This window comes from Rouxiella sp. T17 (genome assembly GCF_036663475.1).
In the GTDB taxonomy this organism is placed as follows: Bacteria; Pseudomonadota; Gammaproteobacteria; order Enterobacterales; family Enterobacteriaceae; genus Rouxiella.
On sequence record NZ_JAWUEA010000035.1, the window covers coordinates 321,681 to 339,699 of the forward strand.

The following is an 18,019-nucleotide window of genomic DNA, read 5'->3' on the forward strand; positions in this document are numbered from 1 at the left end:
GGGAGAAATGCCAGTGGCCAACAACCCCCGCGCAGGGCAACCTGCTCAGCAAAGCGATTTGATTAACGTTGCACAACTTACGTCGCAGTATTATGTATTGCAGCCAGATCCGTCCAATAGCGCCCACGCGGTTAAATTCGGCACTTCTGGACATCGCGGCAGCGCCGGACGCCACAGCTTTAACGAATCCCACATTTTGGCTATCGCGCAAGCTATCGCCGAAGTGCGCAAAGAGCAGGGGACCACGGGTCCATGCTATGTAGGTAAAGACACGCACGCGCTGTCTGAACCGGCATTTATCTCCGTGCTGGAAGTGCTGACTGCCAATGGCGTTGACGTTATTGTGCAGGAAAACAACGGCTTCACGCCGACGCCAGCGGTTTCGCACGCGATCCTGACGCACAACAAGCAGGGCAGCGCGCTGGCCGACGGCATCGTTATCACGCCTTCGCACAACCCACCGGAAGATGGCGGGATCAAATACAACCCGACCAACGGCGGTCCGGCTGATACCGACTTGACCTCTGTCATTGAAAAGCGTGCCAACGTGCTGATTGCCGACGGTCTGAAAGACGTCAAGCGTCAGTCGCTGGACAAAGCCTGGCAGAGCGGGCATCTGAACGAGCAAGATTTGGTGCAGGGCTACATCGAAGCGCTGGGCGAAATCATCGACATGCCAGCGATTCAGAAAGCCGGCCTGAAACTCGGCGTTGATCCTTTGGGCGGCTCCGGTATCGCTTACTGGCAGCGCATTGCCGAGCATTACAAGCTCGACCTGACGCTGGTTAACGATTCTGTCGATCAGACTTTCCGTTTCATGCATCTCGACCACGACGGCGTGATCCGTATGGACTGCTCGTCCGAGTTTGCGATGGGCGGCCTGCTGGCGCTGAAAGACAAGTTTGATTTGGCCTTCGCCAACGACCCGGATTACGATCGCCACGGCATCGTGACACCCGCAGGTTTGATGAATCCGAACCACTATCTGGCGGTCGCGATCAACTACCTGTTCCAGAATCGTCCACAGTGGGGGGCTGATGTCGCCGTCGGTAAAACGCTGGTTTCCAGCGCGATGATCGACCGCGTGGTTGAAGATTTGGGCCGCAAGCTGGTAGAAGTGCCGGTGGGCTTCAAATGGTTCGTTGATGGCCTGTTCGACGGCAGCTTCGGTTTCGGCGGCGAAGAGAGCGCGGGTGCGTCATTCCTGCGTTTCGACGGCACGCCGTGGTCCACCGACAAAGACGGCATTATTCTTTGCCTGTTAGCGGCTGAAATTACCGCCGTCACCGGCAAGAATCCGCAGCAGCATTACGACGAGCTGGCGGCCCGTTTCGGCGCGCCGAGCTACAACCGTATTCAGGCTCCGGCTACGCACGCGCAGAAAGCGGCGCTCTCCAAGCTCTCTCCAGAGCAGGTCAAAGCCGACACGCTGGCGGGCGACCCGATTACCGACCGCCTGACCAAGGCTCCGGGCAACGGCGCGTCGATTGGCGGTTTGAAAGTGATGACCAAAAACGGCTGGTTCGCTGCGCGTCCGTCCGGCACCGAAGAGGCTTACAAAATTTATTGTGAAAGTTTCCTTGGCGCAGAACATCGCGAGCAGATCGAAAAAGAAGCCGTGGATATCGTCAGCAAAGTATTGGCCGACGCCAAGTAAATTCGCTGCTATCGACATCTCTGATCACAAATCTTAATTAAGGCGCTGTTTATACAGCGCTTTTTTTATGCCCAATTTTTGCCGTCCACTCATGCGGAAAAAAGATATATCTAAATGCACAATGGATCTTGCCAACGCCGCAAAGTTGATCTAATTTAGATATATCGAAAACGTTTCGATATATCTATTTAAGGTGACACCATGTTTGATAAAGACAGATTTAATAAAGACGGTTTTGGCAGCGAAGCTTTCGGCAGTGAAAACGGGGGCAAACATCGCGGCGGAAAAGAACGTGGCGGTAAATTTATGGCAGGCCGTCATCGCGGTGGACGCCATGCGCCAATGGGCGAAAGAGGCGAGGATCGCGGCGAAGGTCGAGGAGAAAGACGTCCGCATCGCGGCGGCGGTCGTGGTGACAAGATGAAGCGCCTGTTCGAACACGGCGATCTGCGTCTGGTGCTGCTGGCTCTGGTAGCGAAAAAACCGAGTCACGGCTATGAGCTGATCAAGGCGATTGAAGAAGCCTCGTCAGGCCTGTATGTGCCAAGCCCGGGCGTGATTTATCCGACCCTGACGCTGCTCGAAGAACAGGAACTGCTGGAACCGCTGGTGGGTGATAAAGGGCGTAAAAGCTATCAGTTGACCGCCGCGGGACAGGAAGAGCTGGCAAAACATCAGGAAGTATTAAACGCGATTTTTGCCCGTCTGGCGAAGCGCGAAAAGCGTCAGCAACACGCTGGAAACCTTGCCGAAGGCATCAAAGAGAGCATGCATCGCCTGCGTCACGTGCTGCGCAGCAATTTTATGCGCGACGATCTCAGCCCTGAACAGGTGACCCGCGTTAACGGTACGTTGTTGAAAGCCGTAGAAATTATCGAGGCCGAATTTGCCGCCATCGACGCTGAAATGGCCGCCAACTCTTCTATTAAAGCTGCAGCGACCAAGACAACGGATACCAGCACGGCAGCAGCGCCAGTACAAGAGCCAAAAGCCGAATAACGGCGAGCCGAAAGCTCAGGGCATAAAACGGTAGCCGATGCCGGTTTCGGTCAGTAAATGACGCGGACGTGTCGCATCCTGCTCGAGCTTCTGCCGCAAATGCCCCATATAAATACGCAAATAGTGGCTGTGTTCCACGTAGTTTGGGCCCCACACGTGGCTTAACAGCTGGCGTTGCGTGATAACTTTACCGCTGTTGGCGAGCAGTTCGGCCAGCAGGCGAAATTCAATCGGCGTGAGGTGCAGGTCTTCGCCCGCACGTTGAACGCGCCGATTAATCAGGTCGACCGTCACGTCGGCGAAACTGACCAGCGGGCTCTCCTGTTGTCCGCTGGCATGGCGACGCAGCGACACGCGCACCCGCGCCAGCAGCTCGCCCACGCCGAAAGGTTTAGTCAAAAAGTCATCCGCACCGGCATCCAGCGCGGCAATTTTGTCCGCCTCGTCAGTGCGCGCCGACAGCACGATAATCGGGATACTGCTCCAATGGCGCAGGTCGCGAATGTAATCCAGTCCATCACCGTCCGGCAGGCCGAGATCGAGAATCACCAGATCCGGCTTGCGGGTTCCGGCTTCAATCAGTCCACGTTGCAGGGTTTCGCTTTCAAAAACCTTAACACCTTCCCCCTCCAGCGCGGTTCGCACAAAGCGCCGGATCTCTTTTTCATCTTCGACAATCAGAACGTGGATGGTCACAGTGCTCCTGGTTTAATTATCAAGGTCATCTCTTTGATAAACTGTACGCGTTAAACGTCTTCGGATTCCAGCGCGGGCGGTTTTTCCAGCGGAAGCGTGAAGCTGAACTGCGCGCCGCCCTGCGGCAAGTTCTCGGCAAAAATTTTCCCGCCGTGCACCGCTATAATGGCATGACAAATCGCCAACCCCAAGCCAACGCCCGGAATCGCCGACTCTTTATTTCCGCGCGCGAATTTTTCGAAAATCTGCTTTTCGCCGCCCGCCGCAATTCCGGGTCCGTTATCGGCCACCTTAACCTCGAGCCAATCGCCGTGAGCACGCGCGCTGAGGCGAATATCGGCGGATCTGCCCGCATATTTGTCGGCGTTTTCCAGCAGATTAATAAACACCCTTTCGATCAGGCTGGCGTCGCAGTTGACCAGCAGCAACTCTGAGGGCAAATCGACGGTGATGTGATGACCAGAAAGCAGCGGCTCGAGCATGCGCAGCGCGCTGCCGATAATCTCCTCCAGCGACTGCCACTCTTTACGCAGATTAAAACCGCCGGACTGAATGCGCGCCATATCCAGCAGATTATTCACCAGCCGCGTGGTGCTTAACACCTGTTGGCGAATTTGGTTGGCCTGTGGCGCGAAAGGCGAGCCTTCGCTGGCGAGATCCAGCGTCAGGATTTCGGCCTGCCCAAACAGCACGGTTAGCGGCGTGCGCAGATCGTGGGAAAGGGCGGCGAGCAGCGAATTACGCAGCTGTTCGCGTTCGGTTTCAAGCCGTGCGCTTTCGGCCCGCGCCGCCAGCTCGAGACGTTCGAGGGCGTTGGCGATAAGCACGGTAAAGGTTTGCAGCAGGCGTTGCTGTTCGGGCACCAGCAGTTGGCGCAGCGTCGCGGGTTCCACCGCCAGCAGGCCGAGCGTTTTGCCCGAGGCGACCAGCGGCAAAAGCTGATAGGGCACGCCGGGCAAGGTATCTGTGCCAGCACCGGCGGGCGACTGTTTATCAAAACTCCAGCGCGCGATGGCCGGATCGACAGCAATCGTCTGGCCGTTATCACTCTCGTTTTGCGAGAAATCGAGCCGGCTTTGCGTCTCATGCAGCTCCTTTTGCGGCAACAATACCGCCGTCTTGGCGTTTAACGTCGCCGAGATAAAATGGCGGCTAGTTTGCGCGACGGCGTCGGGCGTTACGGCCTGACTCAAACTTTTCGACATCTCATAAAGTTGCTGCGCCCGCTTTTCGCGGTGACGCGCAATTCTTGCCTGATATCGCACGCCCGCCGTCAGATTACCGATCAGCACGCCGACAATCAGCATCACCCCGAAGGTCAGCAAATACTGCGCGTCAGTGACAGCAAACGAGCCGCGCGGCTGCACCAGAAACAGGTCAAAACTGGCAACATTAATTACCGCCGCCAGCACCGACGGCCAACGACCGTAAAACAGCGCCGTGATCACCACGCCGAGCAGGTAAACCATGATCAGGTTGGCGGTGTCAAAGAACGGCAGCAGAAACTGCGACCCAAAGGTGATCAGCGCGCACAGCAGCACGGCAAGGCCGCAACCCCGAATCTGGCGGCTAAAACGCTCGCTAAAAGCGCGAGCATCCGGCTCTTTGCGGCCCGCATTGACAGGCGTTTCGTCCAGACTCACCAGCAGGAGATCCAGCTCAGGTCCGTGTTCCGCCAGACGTTCGGCGAGCGTTTCACCCCAGCGAAAACGGCGTGCAGCGCGACGGCCCAGCACGATTTTACCCAGCGAATGTTCACGCGCGTAGCGTAAAATCGCCTGTTCCTCGTGCGGGTCAGAAAGCGTCGCCGTTTCTGCGCCGAGCTCCTGCGCCAGTTTTAAGGCCTGCAAAATACGTCGACGCTGGTTTTCGGGCAGCCGATGCAGGCGCGGTGTTTCAACATAGACTGCGTGCCAGACGCAGCCCAGTCGCGCTGCGAGCCGCGCTGCCACTCTGACCAGCTTTTCATTACTGCCGCCGTGGCCGATGCACAGCAAAATGGCGTCGCGCGTGTGCCAGATTCGCGTGCTGCCAGAGGTATCACGAAAGGCGCGCATCTGCTCGTCAACCCGATCGGCGGTGCGACGCAGAGAAAGTTCGCGCAGGGCGATAAGATTGCCTTTACGGAAAAAATGCTCGATGGCGCGTTCGGCCTGATCCGCGAGATAAACTTTGCCCTCTTTAAGCCGCTGACGCAGGTCGTCGGGCGGAAGATCGACCAATACCACCTCGTCAGCCTGGTCAAAAATATGATCGGGCACGGTTTCACGGATGGTAATGCCCGTCACGCCGCTGACCACGTCGTTGAGACTTTCGAGATGCTGAACGTTGACGGTGGTAAACACGTCGATACCGGCGTCGAGCAGCTCGTCGATATCCTGCCAGCGTTTTGGATGGCGAGAACCTATCGCGTTGCTGTGCGCCAGTTCATCCATCAAAATCAGCGCCGGATGGCGTTGCAGCGCGGCGTCGAGGTCAAATTCGCTTAGCTGACGACCGCGATGGGTAATGCGCTTTGGCGGCAATCGTTCGAGACCGGGCAGCAGACTTTCGGTTTCAAGGCGACCGTGGGTTTCGACCACGCCGATCGCGACGTTCAGCCCCGTGGCGCGCAGCCTTTGCGCCTCTTGCAGCATGGCGTAGGTTTTCCCGACGCCCGCGCAGGCACCGAAGAAAATCTTCAGTCGGCCGCGCGGTTTCTCATTCACCTGCGCGAGCAGGCTGTCGGGGTCGGGCCGTTGGATCTCGTTATCTACCATGCGGTTGCCTTGTTGTTTAACTGCCCGACGCGTGGTCGAGCGCCAGATTAAGCTGCAACACGTTCACCACCGGCTGGCCGGTAAAACCTGCCAACGGTGATGTAGTGTTTTCTTTAATCAGCTGCTCGATTTTTTCCGCGGTGAATTTTCGCGCGCGGGCGATGCGCGCAACTTGCCAGTTTGCCGCCGCAATGGAAATGTGCGGGTCCAATCCGCTGCCCGACGCGGTGAGCAGATCGACAGGGATCGGCGCGTGGTTAGCAGGATCACTGCCCCGCAAGGCGGCAACGCGCGCGGCGATCGCCTTATCCAGCGCTGGATTGGTGATCGCCAGATTGCTTCCCGCCGACGCCATCGCATTATAGGCGCTATCGGAGGTGGCGGAAGGGCGGCCCCAGAAATAATCTGCGCGAGTAAAAGCCTGACCGATCAGCGTGGAACCGACCGGTTTACCGTCGACAAACAGCAGCGAACCGGAGGCCTGAGCACGAAAAATCAGCGTCGAAATTCCCGTCATCAGCAGCGGATAACCGACGCCGGTAATCAGCGTCAACAGCAGCAGCAAAGTCAATGCGGGTCTTAAATAAGTGTGGCGAGCCAGCACGTTCATAATGTATTCCTTGGTTTTTTTCGTTACGCCAAATGCAGCAGGGTGAGCAGCAGGTCGATCAGTTTGATGCCGACGAAAGGCACCAGCAGGCCGCCCAGCCCGTAGATCCACAGGTTACGACGCAGCAACGCCGCCGCGCTCATGGGCTTGTAGCTCACGCCGCGCAATGCCAGCGGGATCAAAAAGACAATCACCAGCGCGTTGAAAATCACCGCCGACATAATCGCCGACGACGGCGAGTGCAGTTGCATCACGTTCAGCGCGTTAAGTTGCGGATAGGTCGCGGCGAAGGCGGCCGGAATGATGGCGAAATATTTCGCGACGTCGTTGGCGATGCTAAAGGTCGTCAGCGAGCCGCGCGTCATCAGCATCTGCTTGCCGATGTGTACCACCTCAATCAGCTTGGTCGGATTCGAGTCTAAATCGACCATGTTTCCGGCCTCTTTCGCCGCCTGCGTACCTGAATTCATCGCGACCGCCACGTCGGCCTGCGCCAGCGCGGGCGCGTCGTTGGTGCCGTCGCCGGTCATTGCCACCAGCCGACCTTCGGCCTGATATTGGCGAATCAGGGCGAGTTTAGCTTCGGGCGTGGCTTCGGAGAGAAAATCGTCGACGCCCGCCTCGGCAGCGATCGCGGCGGCGGTCAGGCGGTTGTCGCCGGTGATCATCACCGTTTTAATGCCCATCTTGCGCAGCTCGGCAAACCGTTCCTTAATGCCGCCCTTAACGATGTCTTTGAGCTCGACCACGCCCAGCACGCGCGCGCCTTCTGCCACTACCAGCGGAGTGCCGCCTTTGCGCGCCACCGTTTCGACCAGCGCGTCGACCGCGAGAGGGAAATGGCCGTGATTGGCTTCGACGTGGCGGCGAATGGCGTCCACCGCGCCTTTACGGATTAAGCGATCGCCAATGTTGACGCCGCTCATCCGCGTTTGCGCCGAGAAGGGCACAAAGCTGGCGTTCAGCGAGGCAATATCGCGCTCGCGCAGATTAAAGCGCTGTTTGGCTAACACCACGATGGAGCGGCCTTCCGGCGTTTCATCGGCCAGTGACGAGAGTTGCGCCGCGTCGGCTAAATCCCGTTCGCTGACCTCGGGCGCGGGCAGAAACTGCGCGGCCTGACGGTTGCCGAGCGTGATGGTGCCGGTTTTGTCGAGCAGCAACACGTCGACATCACCGGCGGCTTCGACGGCGCGCCCGCTGGTGGCAATCACGTTGGCCTCCAGCATGCGGCTCATTCCCGCAACGCCGATGGCCGACAGCAAACCGCCAATCGTGGTCGGGATCAGACAGACCAGCAGCGCGACCAGCACGGTTATCGACACCGGCTCGCCGCCGTGGCTGGCTTCGACGCTGAACAGTGAAAACGGGTAAAGCGTGGCGGTGGCGAGCACGAAAATCAGCGTCAGCGCGACCAGCAAAATCGTCAGTGCGACTTCGTTAGGCGTCTTGCGCCGTTTCGCCCCTTCGACCATCGCGATCATTCGGTCGAGGAAGGTTTCGCCCGGATTCACCGTACAGGTGACGATAAGCCAATCGGAAAGCACGCGCGTACCGCCGGTTACCGATGAAAAATCGCCGCCCGATTCGCGGATGACGGGCGCGGACTCGCCGGTGATCGCGCTTTCATCTACCGACGCGCCGCCTTCCAGCACTTCGCCGTCGCAGGGCACCGTATCGCCAGCTTCAATCAGCACAATATCGCCTTTGCGCAGGCTGTCGGCGGAGACTTTTTCGGTTTTCGATCCATAAAAACTCTCTGTTTTATCGTGGCGAGCGTCGGGCATTTTTTTGGCCCAGCTGGTTTTCTGCACCCCTTTCAAACTCTCGGCCTGCGCCTTGCTTCGCCCCTCGGCCAGCGCTTCGGCGACGTTGGCAAACAGCACGGTAAACCACAGCCACAGCGCGATGCTGCCGGTGAAGGCAGCGCTGCCCGGCGTTTTTCCGAGCAGGATCGCCAGCCAAATCAGCGAGGTCAAAATACTGCCGAGATAGACCACGAACATCACCGGATTTCGCCATTGCGCGCGAGGGTCCAGCTTTTTGAACGCCTCGATGATGGCCGTGCGCAGTAACCGAGGTTCAAATAGGGCACGTTGTTTGCGACTCATTATTATCTCTCTTGGTTCTTTGAGATGGGCAGGCTTAACGCGCCAGCCACAGCTGTAAATGTTCTGCCACCGGACCCAGCGCCAGCGCCGGAATAAAGGTCAGCGCGCCGACCAGCAAAATTGTGCCAATCAGCAGGCCGATAAACAGCGGCCCTGAAGTGGGCAGTGTGCCGTTGCCCGCGGGTTGGCGTTTCTTCAACACCAGCGAACCGGCGATCGCCAGAACGGGCAAGATCACGGCGAAACGGCCAAAGAACATGGCGACGGCGAGCGTCAGGTTGTAGAAAGGCGTGTTGACGCTGAGGCCCGCGAAGGCGCTGCCGTTGTTGTTGGCCGCCGACGAGTAGGCGTAGAGCACCTCGCTAAAACCGTGTGCGCCGGGGTTGAGAATCCCGGCCTGTCCGGCTGGGCTAATCAGCGCCAGCGCGGTGCCGAGCAGCACCAGCGTCGGCGTGACCAGAATCGCCAGCGCGGTCATTTTCATATCAAAAACGTCGATTTTTTTGCCGAGGTATTCCGGCGTGCGGCCAATCATCAGCCCCGCGATAAACACCGTCAGCAGCACAAACAGCAGGATGCCGTAGAGTCCGGATCCCACGCCGCCGAACACCACCTCGCCAATTTGCATCAGCCACAGCGGGATCATGCCGCCGAGCGCGGTGAAGGAGTCGAGCATCGCGTTAACCGCGCCGCAGGAGGCCGCCGTGGTGACCACGCTAAACAGGCTCGAGGCCAGAATGCCGAATCGCGCCTCTTTGCCCTCCATGTTCAGATTGCTGGCGGCCCCGAGCGCCGAAAGGTGCGGATTACCCTGAATTTCGGCGGCCATCACGACAATCACGCAAATCACAAAAATCAGCGACATACACCACAGCAGCGCGTGGCCCTGACGGTTATCGCCAACCACCCGACCAAAGGCGAAGCACAGCGCGCACGGGATCAGGAAGATAGCCAGCATCTGCACCATGTTGGTCATCGCGGTCGGATTTTCGAACGGATGTGCCGAGTTGGCGCCAAAGAAACCACCGCCGTTGGTGCCCAGCATTTTAATCGCCTCCTGCGAAGCCACCGGCCCCATCGGCAACATTTGCTGGACTCCTTCGAGCGTGGTGATGTGCTGATAAGGCTCAAGATTTTGCAGCACGCCCTGACTGACAAAGTAGAGCGCCAGCAGCAGCGAAATCGGCAGCAGTAAATAGAGGGTGATGCGCAGCAGGTCTTGCCAGGCGTTGCCGAGCGTCGAGGCGGCGGGGCGAGCGAAGGCGCGGATCAGCGCGAAAGCCACGGCGATACCGGTGGCCGCCGAGAGAAAGTTTTGCACGGTCAATCCAGCCATCTGACTGAAATAGCTCAGCGTGCTTTCGCCGCTGTAGGCCTGCCAGTTGGTGTTGGAGACAAAACTTACCGCCGTGTTAAAGGCTAAATCCCACGAAAGCCCGGGCAGGCCCTGCGGGTTCCACGGCAGCTGGCCTTGCCCCATCAGCAGCGCGGTGAGCAGCACAATGCCGAGCAGATTAAGGCTGAAAATGGCGAGGGCATACTGCTTCCAGTTCATTTCGGCGCGGTCTGCACCTATCATCCACAGGATGCGTTGCTCGAAGGCCGCTGTGCGTGGCCCGGTTTTTCCCTCAATCAGCGCGGCGATAAACTGGCCGAGCGGATGGGCAAGCAGCATTAACAGCAGCATAAAGCTGCCAATCAGTAGAAACGCGGAGGCGGCCATTTAAAATTCCTCCGCGTTGAGCAGGGCATAAATTAAATAGCCGAGCAGAAGAACAACCATTATTGCGCCGCAGATAATCACTCAACACCTCTTCTCTAGGATTTCCCGTACAGGAAATATGAACTGCACGTGGGATAAGCAGCGAGTGTAAAGAGCGGCGTCTAAAGAACCTGAAAAAATGCGCGAGCTGAGTGTAAAAAAAGTATAAAAATGGAAAATAATAAGCCTCCGTTTTTTATGCCTGATTTAGAGGTCGGCTTTTAATCTTCGTCATTTAATATCACCCTTTCTCGAAACGTTAATTAACCTATTTCATACTTAATCACTTTCTATATTAATTGTGAATGTAATGACGTTGCCGTGTCTGCAAATAAACCCGTCTGTTAGCATTTATTTACCCGAAGCGCAGAAGTGTTAAATAAAAAACGCCGCGGGTTTATCAAGTTTCTATTACAACAATAAATTTGGAGTTTAAATGAAAGTTAATAAAACGACGCTGGGTCTGCTGGCGCTGGGAATAAGCGGCATGAGTGCCTCCTCTTTTGCTTTGGAAGCGTGGAGTGGTCAAACGGCGACCGGTGAAAACCCGATTGAGGTGGTGTTTAACGGTAATATTTATCGCAACGCTTACTGGGTTGGCGCTGATGACTGCCCACTCACTCATTCAGGCGATGCTAATTCAGGTAAAGCTTGGCGTCTAATTAAAAAAGCGTCGGCGCAAGAGATTAAAACTTACGGCAATCCAACCACCTGCAAAAAAGAAGTCGCCGTAGACGAAGAGGAAAAAAGCCAGTTTAATAGTTCTCGCACTTACGCGAAAGGCGATACGGTCATCGTAAAGCAGATCAACTATCGCGCAACAACCACGGTGGTGCCTAACTCTTTCGTGCCGGGGGAGAGCAATGCCTGGAAGCTCTATAAGCCTGCTAGCGCGTGGGATATCGAGACCCAGTATTTTAAAGATGACGTAGTCAAGATTGGCGATGAATTCTATAAAGCAGCATGGGGATCGAAGGGAGAAAATCCTGCCGATCTCAAAAATCAAAGTGCCGGGCATGACGGTAAGGTATGGTTTATTTTAGGTAAAATAAAAGAGCCTACTGCAGAACAATTAGATAGGTCGCCTGAGTTGGTAGAGAATCATCAATACGAACAAAACGCTTTAATTAAATATAAAAATAAAAACTATATTGCTTCACGTATTACGCTGCACGGTAATCCTGAAACACTTTCTCCCTGGGAAGGCTATATAGAGTGGAAAGGGGTTAAAGATTTAGTCGGTAAGCCATTACATCCGTGGCCAGCCCACGTATTCGCGCCTTATGTCGACTTTGGCCGTATGGCCTCCGATATTCCCGATATGGCATCAATGGCAGAGAAAGATAAGGTTAATCATTTTGTTCTCGCCTTTATTGTTAATCAAGACGGTTCTAAATGTGTGCCACATTGGGGCGGTGGTTATTCAATGAATAACTATTCGGAATACAGCAAAATTAAAGCGCTACGCGCCAAAGGTGGCGATGTCATGGTTTCTTTGGGTGGGGCAAATGGCGATATGTTGGCGACCATTTGCGACGATGAAAATCTGCTCAAACAGCATTATGCCGATGTCGTCGAAAACCTGAATCTCAATGCGGTGGACTTTGATATTGAAGGTAAAGGTATTAGTGACGCGGTAAGTTACCACCGTCGTAATAAAGTGTTGAGTCAGTTGCAGAAACAGTGGAAGAAAGAAGGTAAGGATATCAGCGTATGGTTCACCTTGGCCGTGCTGCCACAGGGTATGACCGATGGCGTCAAGGTTGTACAAGATGCTGACGAGCAGGGGGTAAAACTGTCGGGCATTAATCTCATGACCATGGACTACGGCGATGAGCCTTGTCCGCCGTCTAAGGGCGTAAATGATGGCATTCAGGCCACGTGTAACATCCAGGCCATTGATTCTGTTTATGAACAGGTTAAAGGCCTGAATATGTTTAAGGGCCTGACTAAACAAGAGATTTATGCACGTCTTGGTACTACACCCATGATTGGCGGTAACGATCAGGAACAAGAGATTTTATACCCGCACGGTGCGGAAATGATGCTTAAGCATGCAAAGGATAATAATCTCGGATTAGTCAGCATGTGGTCGTATGTTCGCGATAAGCCGGGCACGACCGATCGTTCTGCGGGTAACATGCTTTCTGCGGACGTCGCGCCCGCCGGGATTTACACCAAAACCTTTGCGCCATTTACCCAAGATTCGCCGGTCGGTGGCGAACATCGCGTGACAGCGATTACTGCTGATTCTGTGGTAACCGAGGGGAAAAGCGAAATTGTGCTGGATGGCAGCAAAAGCCAGAGTCGAGACGGCACGCCATTATCCTATCAATGGGTACAAATTTCGGGTCCGACCGTGACACTGAAAAATGCGGATCGGGCCACGGCAGCGTTTTCCGTTGCCCAGCCGGTTGCCACTCATCATTATCGCTTCGCGTTAACCGTTAGCAATGCGGCGGCTGGTACAGAAGATACTACTGAAACGACGGTTACCGTCGACAACAAACAGCAGCAAGTGAAGCCAACCATTACTTTGGAAAAAAACTATTCCGTTGATAATGGCAAGACAATCACTATCACAGCAAAAGCAGATGATTTTTACGGGGAAAAACTTAATTATCAATGGAGTACCCAACAAGGATTAACCGTTATTGGTCAAAGCGAGGGGCCAACTATCGAAATTATTGCGCCAATTCTGGCAAAAAGCGCCGATTATCGTCTTTTATTACGAGTGACAAATGCGGATAGAAAAATCAGCGCTGAAGCAATAACGAACGTGGCGGTTAAGGTTATTAATATCGCCGACTTCCCTGCATGGGATGCGACCAAAGAATATGATAAAAATTGTCACGCTGTCAGCTATAAGGGCAAGATTTGGTACAACGCGTTTTGGGCATCAAAGGGCGTAGTACCTGGCGCGAAAGCTGATGTCGCGGGCAGTGAATGGCGCACAAATAAACAGGCGCTAGGTTGTAAATAAGCCTTTTCATTTAACAGCTTTGAACTTAAACCAGTGAGGTAACTCGCTGGTTTTTTTTGACTCGACAGCGCTAACTTGTACAAATATTCATTCTTGTACAAGTTTTCAGGGAGAGATACCTTTTTTATTGCTATAGTTACTCATTGATAAAGGTTTTTGATTAGAAACTTCAGGAGTCGCCAATGAGTGAACACATTCCGATTGGGATCAGCGCCTGCCTGCTGGGAGAAAAAGTTCGTTTTGACGGCGGTCATAAACGTCTGGCCTTTGCCGTCGAGCAGCTCGCCCCTTATGTCCGTTTTGAAGCCATCTGTCCTGAAATGGCGATTGGCTTGCCCACCCCGCGTCCAGCGCTGCGCTTAGTCAGCAGCGATGAAGGCGTTCGCATGCGCTTCAGTAATGACGAAGCCGTCGATTTCACCGACAAGATGCAACAGTATTCGGAGCAGCGCGTCGCGTCGCTCGAGCATCTTTGCGGCTATATTCTCTGTGCCAAATCGCCGAGTTGTGGCATGGAAAGAGTGCGCATCTACCGCGAAAACAGTAAAGATAACAGTAAAATCGGTGTCGGTGTTTATACCGCCGAACTGCAAAAACAGCTGCCCTGGTTGCCAATAGAAGAGGACGGCCGTCTTAACGATCCGCTGCTGCGCGAGAATTTTGTCGAACGCGTTTTTGCGCTTTACGAGTTAAAAATGCTGCATAAATCTGGGCTAACTCGCGGCAAGTTAATGGCGTTTCACAGCCGTTACAAGCTTTCATTGCTGTCACATTCCCAGCCTGAATATCGCGAGTTAGGGCGCTTTGTGGCTTCGATGGACAAGTGGGAATCACTGGAAGAGTATTTTATCGAATACCGTAACCGTTTGATGAGCCTGATGAAAAATCGCGCGACCCGCCGTAATCACACCAACGTGTTGATGCACGTGCAGGGATATTTCCGCAAACAGCTGAACAGTGGACAGCGGCAGGAGCTGGCTCAGCTGATCGACCATTATCGTCAGGGGCTGCAACCTTTGCTCGCGCCCATCACGCTGCTTAAACATTACATGCACGAATTTCCCGATGCCTATTTGGCGCAGCAGCGCTATTTCGAGCCCTATCCCGAAGCGCTGCGTTTGCGTTACGGCCATTGATTTATAAGGAAAGTTGGTCATGACCACCCATCTGGTCTGGTTTCGCAACGATTTGCGCGTCACCGATAACCGCGCGCTCTCGGCCGCCTGTGAAGATCCCGACGCCAGCGTGATTGCCGTGTTTATCGCTACGCCAAAACAGTGGCAGCAGCACGACATGGCACCGCGTCAGGCAACCTTTATTTATCAGCATCTGCTTGAACTGAAAAAGTCTCTCGACGAGCGCGGCATTCCGCTGCATTACCAGCAGTGTGATTGGTTTGCCGACGGCGTCGACTGGCTGGTGAAATTTGCCCGCGAGCAGAAAGTGGATGCGCTGTTTTACAACAATCAGGTGGAGATCAATGAGGTGGCGCGCGACGCCGCCGTGGATAAAGCGTTGTCTGACGAGATGGTAATTCGCCGTTTTGACGACAGTTTACTGTTGCCGCCGGGTTCGGTGACCACGGGCGACGGCAGCATGTATAAAGTCTACACGCCGTTTCGTCGCGCCTTCATCGAACGTTTGAGCGAATCAGATTGCCGCTCGCTGCCCGCGCCTAAAAAGCGCGACAAGCCGCACAAAGGCAAGCCGAACGGCATTAAGCCGTTTAACTATTCTCAGTGCGACGCTTCTCAACAAGAAGTCGGCGATGATTTTCCGATTGGTGAAGACGCCGCGCGCGATCGGCTGCGCCGTTTCTGCCGCGAAAACGTACAGGACTATAATGACCAGCGCGATTTTCCGTCGATTGACGGCACCAGCTCGCTGTCGCCGTATCTGGCGATTGGCGTTTTGTCGCCTCGTCAATGCTTCAACCGCCTGCGTACCGAAAATCCCGAGGTGTTGGAAAAGCGCGACGGCAGCGCCTTTGGCTGGCTTAACGAGCTGATTTGGCGTGAATTTTATCGTCACCTGCTGGTAGCTTGGCCGTCGCTGTGCAAGCATCAACCTTTTATCGACTGGACGCGCGGCGTGGGCTGGCGACAATCTGAAGACGATTTAAAAGCCTGGCAGGAAGGCAAAACGGGCTATCCGATTGTCGACGCAGCCATGCGTCAGATGAATGCTACAGGCTGGATGCATAACCGTTTACGGATGATTACCTCGAGCTTTTTGGTAAAGGATCTACTGATCGACTGGCATCTCGGCGAGCGCTATTTCATGACCCAACTGCTCGACGGTGACTTGGCGGCCAATAACGGCGGCTGGCAGTGGAGCGCGTCGACGGGCAACGATTCCGCGCCGTATTTCCGTATTTTCAACCCGACGACGCAGGGCGAACGTTTCGACAAGCAGGGGCGCTTTATCAAAAAGTGGATCCCCGAGCTGGCCGATGTGCCCGAAAAAGATATTCATCAGCCACATCGCTGGGCAGAAAAACAGCAGCGCGTGTTAGACTATCCTCATCCGATTATCGACCACGCCAGAGCGCGCAAGGATACGTTGGCGGCGTTTGAAGAGGCCAAAAGTCGCGCTCGGGCCGAGAGTGAGGGATAATTCCTGAATCACTCTCAGCACACCAAGGAGCGATGTGATGACGAACAAAGGCTGGCGCGCGGCGCTAATAATTTCGGCCGGATTGGGGCTAAGTGTTAACGCCAGCGCCGGATTCAAAGTGGTAGCACTCGGGGTAAACGGCGGCGTGGAGGAGGGTAATTTGACCTCCTACCTGATTCGCAGCGACGACCAAAGCCGCTATTTGGGCCTCGACGCAGGCTCTGTCTTACCGGGCATCGGCAAGGCGCTGGAGAAAGGCAGTTTTCCCGAAGTGACCTCTGAAAATAGCGCGCCCTTAACGCCCAAGGGCGCCGTATTCCGCAATCTTATTTCCGCCTATTTCATCAGCCACGGCCATCTCGATCACCTCGCCGGTCTGATTATCGCCTCGCCTCAAGACAGTAAAAAGCCAATTTATGGCTCCGCAGAAACCATCGACACGCTGCGTCAATACTATTTCAACTGGAAGGTGTGGCCGAATTTCAGCGATTCCGGCAGCGGCCAGCGTCTGGGCACCTATCGCCTCAATGCGCCGCGACTCGGGCAGCGTTTTTCACTCGGACTCAGCGGCCTCGACGGGGTGATTTATCCGCTGAGCCACGGCGGCATAGGTTCCTCAATGCTGCTGGTCAGCCGCAATAATGACACTTTTGCCTATTTCGGCGATACGGGTGCCGATAGGCTGGAGAAATCTCGTCACCTCGACGCCGCGTGGCGCGCGTTGGGCGAAGAGATTAAGCAAAAACGCCTTAAGGGATTGATTATCGAGACCTCTTTCACTAATCAAACCCCTGAAAATCAGCTATTCGGCCATTTAACGCCCGCGCTGCTGCTTGAGGAGTTAACCCATCTCGAAGGTTATGCGGGCGGGAAAGGATCGCTGAAAGGCCTGAAAGTGGTGATCAGCCACATAAAACCTTCGCTGACTGCCGGCGCCGATCCTCGGGCCGATATCCGCCAGCAGCTTGAACAGGGCAACGACCTCGGCGTAAACTTTCTCTTTATGCAGCAGGGCGATAGCCTCGAATTTTGATTTGTACGCAACAGACATGACGCAGGAAACAAGATGAATAACATTGAGCTGGAAAAGCTGATCGACCAGAAGCTGGCGGTTGAGACCTTCAAAGATTACGCCCCGAATGGCCTACAGGTTGAAGGCGGCCCAGAGGTTAAACGCATTGTCACGGGCGTGACGGCCAGCCAGAAACTGCTGGATGCCGCCTTGGCGCATCAGGCTGACACTATTATTGTCCACCACGGTTATTTCTGGAAAAACGAACCGGCGGCGGTGCGGGGCATGAAGCGTAATCGACTGAAAACGTTGCTAGTAAATGACATCAATCTTTATGGCTATCATCTGCCGCTGGACGCCCATCCCGAGCTTGGCAACAACGCGCAGCTGGCGAAACTGTTAGGCATTAACGTGCTCGGCGAAATCATGCCGCTGGTGCCTTACGGCGAGCTGCCAAACCCGATGCCTGCCGAAGCGTTTCATCAGAGAATTGAGCAGCAGCTGGGTAAAAAAGTGCTGCACAGCGCCGAGGGCGGACCGCAAGAAATCCGCCGCGTGGCCTGGTGTACGGGCGGCGGTCAGGGCTTTATTCAACAGGCGGCCGATTTTGGCGTCGATGCATTTATCACGGGCGAAGTCTCTGAACAAACCATTCACATCGCCCGCGAAATGGGGCTGCACTTCTTCGCCGCCGGACATCACGCCAGCGAACGTTACGGCGTGAAGGCTCTGGGCGAATGGCTCGCCGCAGAGCACGGCTTGGATGTGACCTTTGTTGATATCGATAATCCGGCGTAAATTCCCCTCCTTTTGA

General features: G+C 55.1%; 13 protein-coding genes. 7 read left to right on the forward strand and 6 right to left on the reverse strand.

Going from position 1 to position 18,019, the window contains the following annotated elements; all coding sequences use genetic code 11:
- The first annotated feature begins 13 nt into the window (after positions 1 to 13).
- Both pgm and SC206_RS14905 read left to right on the forward strand, forming a co-directional pair.
- Positions 14 to 1,657, forward strand: a complete 1,644-nt coding sequence (gene pgm, locus SC206_RS14900) for a phosphoglucomutase (alpha-D-glucose-1,6-bisphosphate-dependent) (RefSeq protein ID WP_332738200.1) — start codon at positions 14 to 16, stop codon at positions 1,655 to 1,657.
- Positions 1,658 to 1,858: 201 nt separating this feature from the next.
- Positions 1,859 to 2,656 (forward strand): PadR family transcriptional regulator, encoded by a 798-nt coding sequence (locus SC206_RS14905; RefSeq protein ID WP_442976094.1) that lies wholly within the window; start codon positions 1,859 to 1,861, stop codon positions 2,654 to 2,656.
- Between the two features lie 15 nt (positions 2,657 to 2,671).
- On the opposite strand, the gene kdpE is transcribed toward SC206_RS14905, so the two are convergent.
- Genes kdpE through kdpF form a run of 6 tightly spaced genes read right to left on the reverse strand, consistent with a single transcriptional unit; the run spans position 2,672 to position 10,636 of the window.
- Positions 2,672 to 3,352: a two-component system response regulator KdpE gene (gene kdpE / locus SC206_RS14910; RefSeq protein WP_332738201.1), complete on the reverse strand. Its 681-nt coding sequence runs from the start codon at positions 3,350 to 3,352 to the stop codon at positions 2,672 to 2,674.
- Between the two features lie 50 nt (positions 3,353 to 3,402).
- A complete protein-coding gene (kdpD, locus tag SC206_RS14915; protein ID WP_332738202.1) occupies positions 3,403 to 6,111 on the reverse strand; it encodes a two-component system sensor histidine kinase KdpD in 2,709 nt (902 codons plus the stop codon).
- A gap of 16 nt (positions 6,112 to 6,127) precedes the next feature.
- Complete coding sequence (kdpC, locus tag SC206_RS14920; protein ID WP_332738203.1) at positions 6,128 to 6,721, reverse strand: potassium-transporting ATPase subunit KdpC; 594 nt, start codon at positions 6,719 to 6,721, stop codon at positions 6,128 to 6,130.
- 23 nt (positions 6,722 to 6,744) lie between these two features.
- Positions 6,745 to 8,832, reverse strand: coding sequence for a potassium-transporting ATPase subunit KdpB (gene kdpB / locus SC206_RS14925; protein WP_332738204.1), 2,088 nt, complete (start codon positions 8,830 to 8,832; stop codon positions 6,745 to 6,747).
- A 34-nt stretch (positions 8,833 to 8,866) separates the two neighbouring features.
- Positions 8,867 to 10,555, reverse strand: coding sequence for a potassium-transporting ATPase subunit KdpA (kdpA, locus tag SC206_RS14930; protein ID WP_332738205.1), 1,689 nt, complete (start codon positions 10,553 to 10,555; stop codon positions 8,867 to 8,869).
- On the reverse strand, positions 10,556 to 10,636 hold the full coding sequence (gene kdpF, locus SC206_RS14935) for a K(+)-transporting ATPase subunit F (protein WP_332738267.1): 81 nt from the start codon (positions 10,634 to 10,636) through the stop codon (positions 10,556 to 10,558).
- Between the two features lie 394 nt (positions 10,637 to 11,030).
- Here kdpF and SC206_RS14940 point away from each other — a divergent pair, with 394 nt between their 5' ends.
- From SC206_RS14940 to SC206_RS14960, 5 genes are all read left to right on the forward strand, one after another.
- Entirely contained in the window at positions 11,031 to 13,577 is a 2,547-nt protein-coding gene (locus SC206_RS14940; protein WP_332738206.1) for a chitinase, read from the forward strand.
- Positions 13,578 to 13,759: 182 nt separating this feature from the next.
- Positions 13,760 to 14,713 (forward strand): YbgA family protein, encoded by a 954-nt coding sequence (locus SC206_RS14945; RefSeq protein WP_332738207.1) that lies wholly within the window; start codon positions 13,760 to 13,762, stop codon positions 14,711 to 14,713.
- 19 nt (positions 14,714 to 14,732) lie between these two features.
- Positions 14,733 to 16,193 (forward strand): deoxyribodipyrimidine photo-lyase, encoded by a 1,461-nt coding sequence (gene phrB, locus SC206_RS14950; protein ID WP_332738208.1) that lies wholly within the window; start codon positions 14,733 to 14,735, stop codon positions 16,191 to 16,193.
- A 37-nt stretch (positions 16,194 to 16,230) separates the two neighbouring features.
- Entirely contained in the window at positions 16,231 to 17,226 is a 996-nt protein-coding gene (locus tag SC206_RS14955; protein ID WP_332738269.1) for an MBL fold metallo-hydrolase, read from the forward strand.
- Positions 17,227 to 17,259: 33 nt separating this feature from the next.
- The gene (locus SC206_RS14960; protein ID WP_332738209.1) at positions 17,260 to 18,003 is read left to right on the forward strand and encodes a type 2 GTP cyclohydrolase I; all 744 of its coding nucleotides are present in this window, start codon (positions 17,260 to 17,262) and stop codon (positions 18,001 to 18,003) included.
- Positions 18,004 to 18,019 lie beyond the last annotated feature (16 nt).

Bases quoted from the DNA above. Each gene is read 5' to 3' on its own strand.
- SC206_RS14905 (WP_442976094.1), top strand. From the start codon at position 1,859: ATGTTTGATAAAGACAGATTTAATAAAGACGGTTTTGGCAGCGAAGCT.
- kdpD (WP_332738202.1), bottom strand. From the start codon at position 6,111: ATGGTAGATAACGAGATCCAACGGCCCGACCCCGACAGCCTGCTCGCG.
- kdpC (WP_332738203.1), bottom strand. From the start codon at position 6,721: ATGAACGTGCTGGCTCGCCACACTTATTTAAGACCCGCATTGACTTTG.
- kdpB (WP_332738204.1), bottom strand. From the start codon at position 8,832: ATGAGTCGCAAACAACGTGCCCTATTTGAACCTCGGTTACTGCGCACG.
- kdpA (WP_332738205.1), bottom strand. From the start codon at position 10,555: ATGGCCGCCTCCGCGTTTCTACTGATTGGCAGCTTTATGCTGCTGTTA.
- SC206_RS14940 (WP_332738206.1), top strand. From the start codon at position 11,031: ATGAAAGTTAATAAAACGACGCTGGGTCTGCTGGCGCTGGGAATAAGC.
- SC206_RS14945 (WP_332738207.1), top strand. From the start codon at position 13,760: ATGAGTGAACACATTCCGATTGGGATCAGCGCCTGCCTGCTGGGAGAA.
- phrB (WP_332738208.1), top strand. From the start codon at position 14,733: ATGACCACCCATCTGGTCTGGTTTCGCAACGATTTGCGCGTCACCGAT.
- SC206_RS14955 (WP_332738269.1), top strand. From the start codon at position 16,231: ATGACGAACAAAGGCTGGCGCGCGGCGCTAATAATTTCGGCCGGATTG.
- SC206_RS14960 (WP_332738209.1), top strand. From the start codon at position 17,260: ATGAATAACATTGAGCTGGAAAAGCTGATCGACCAGAAGCTGGCGGTT.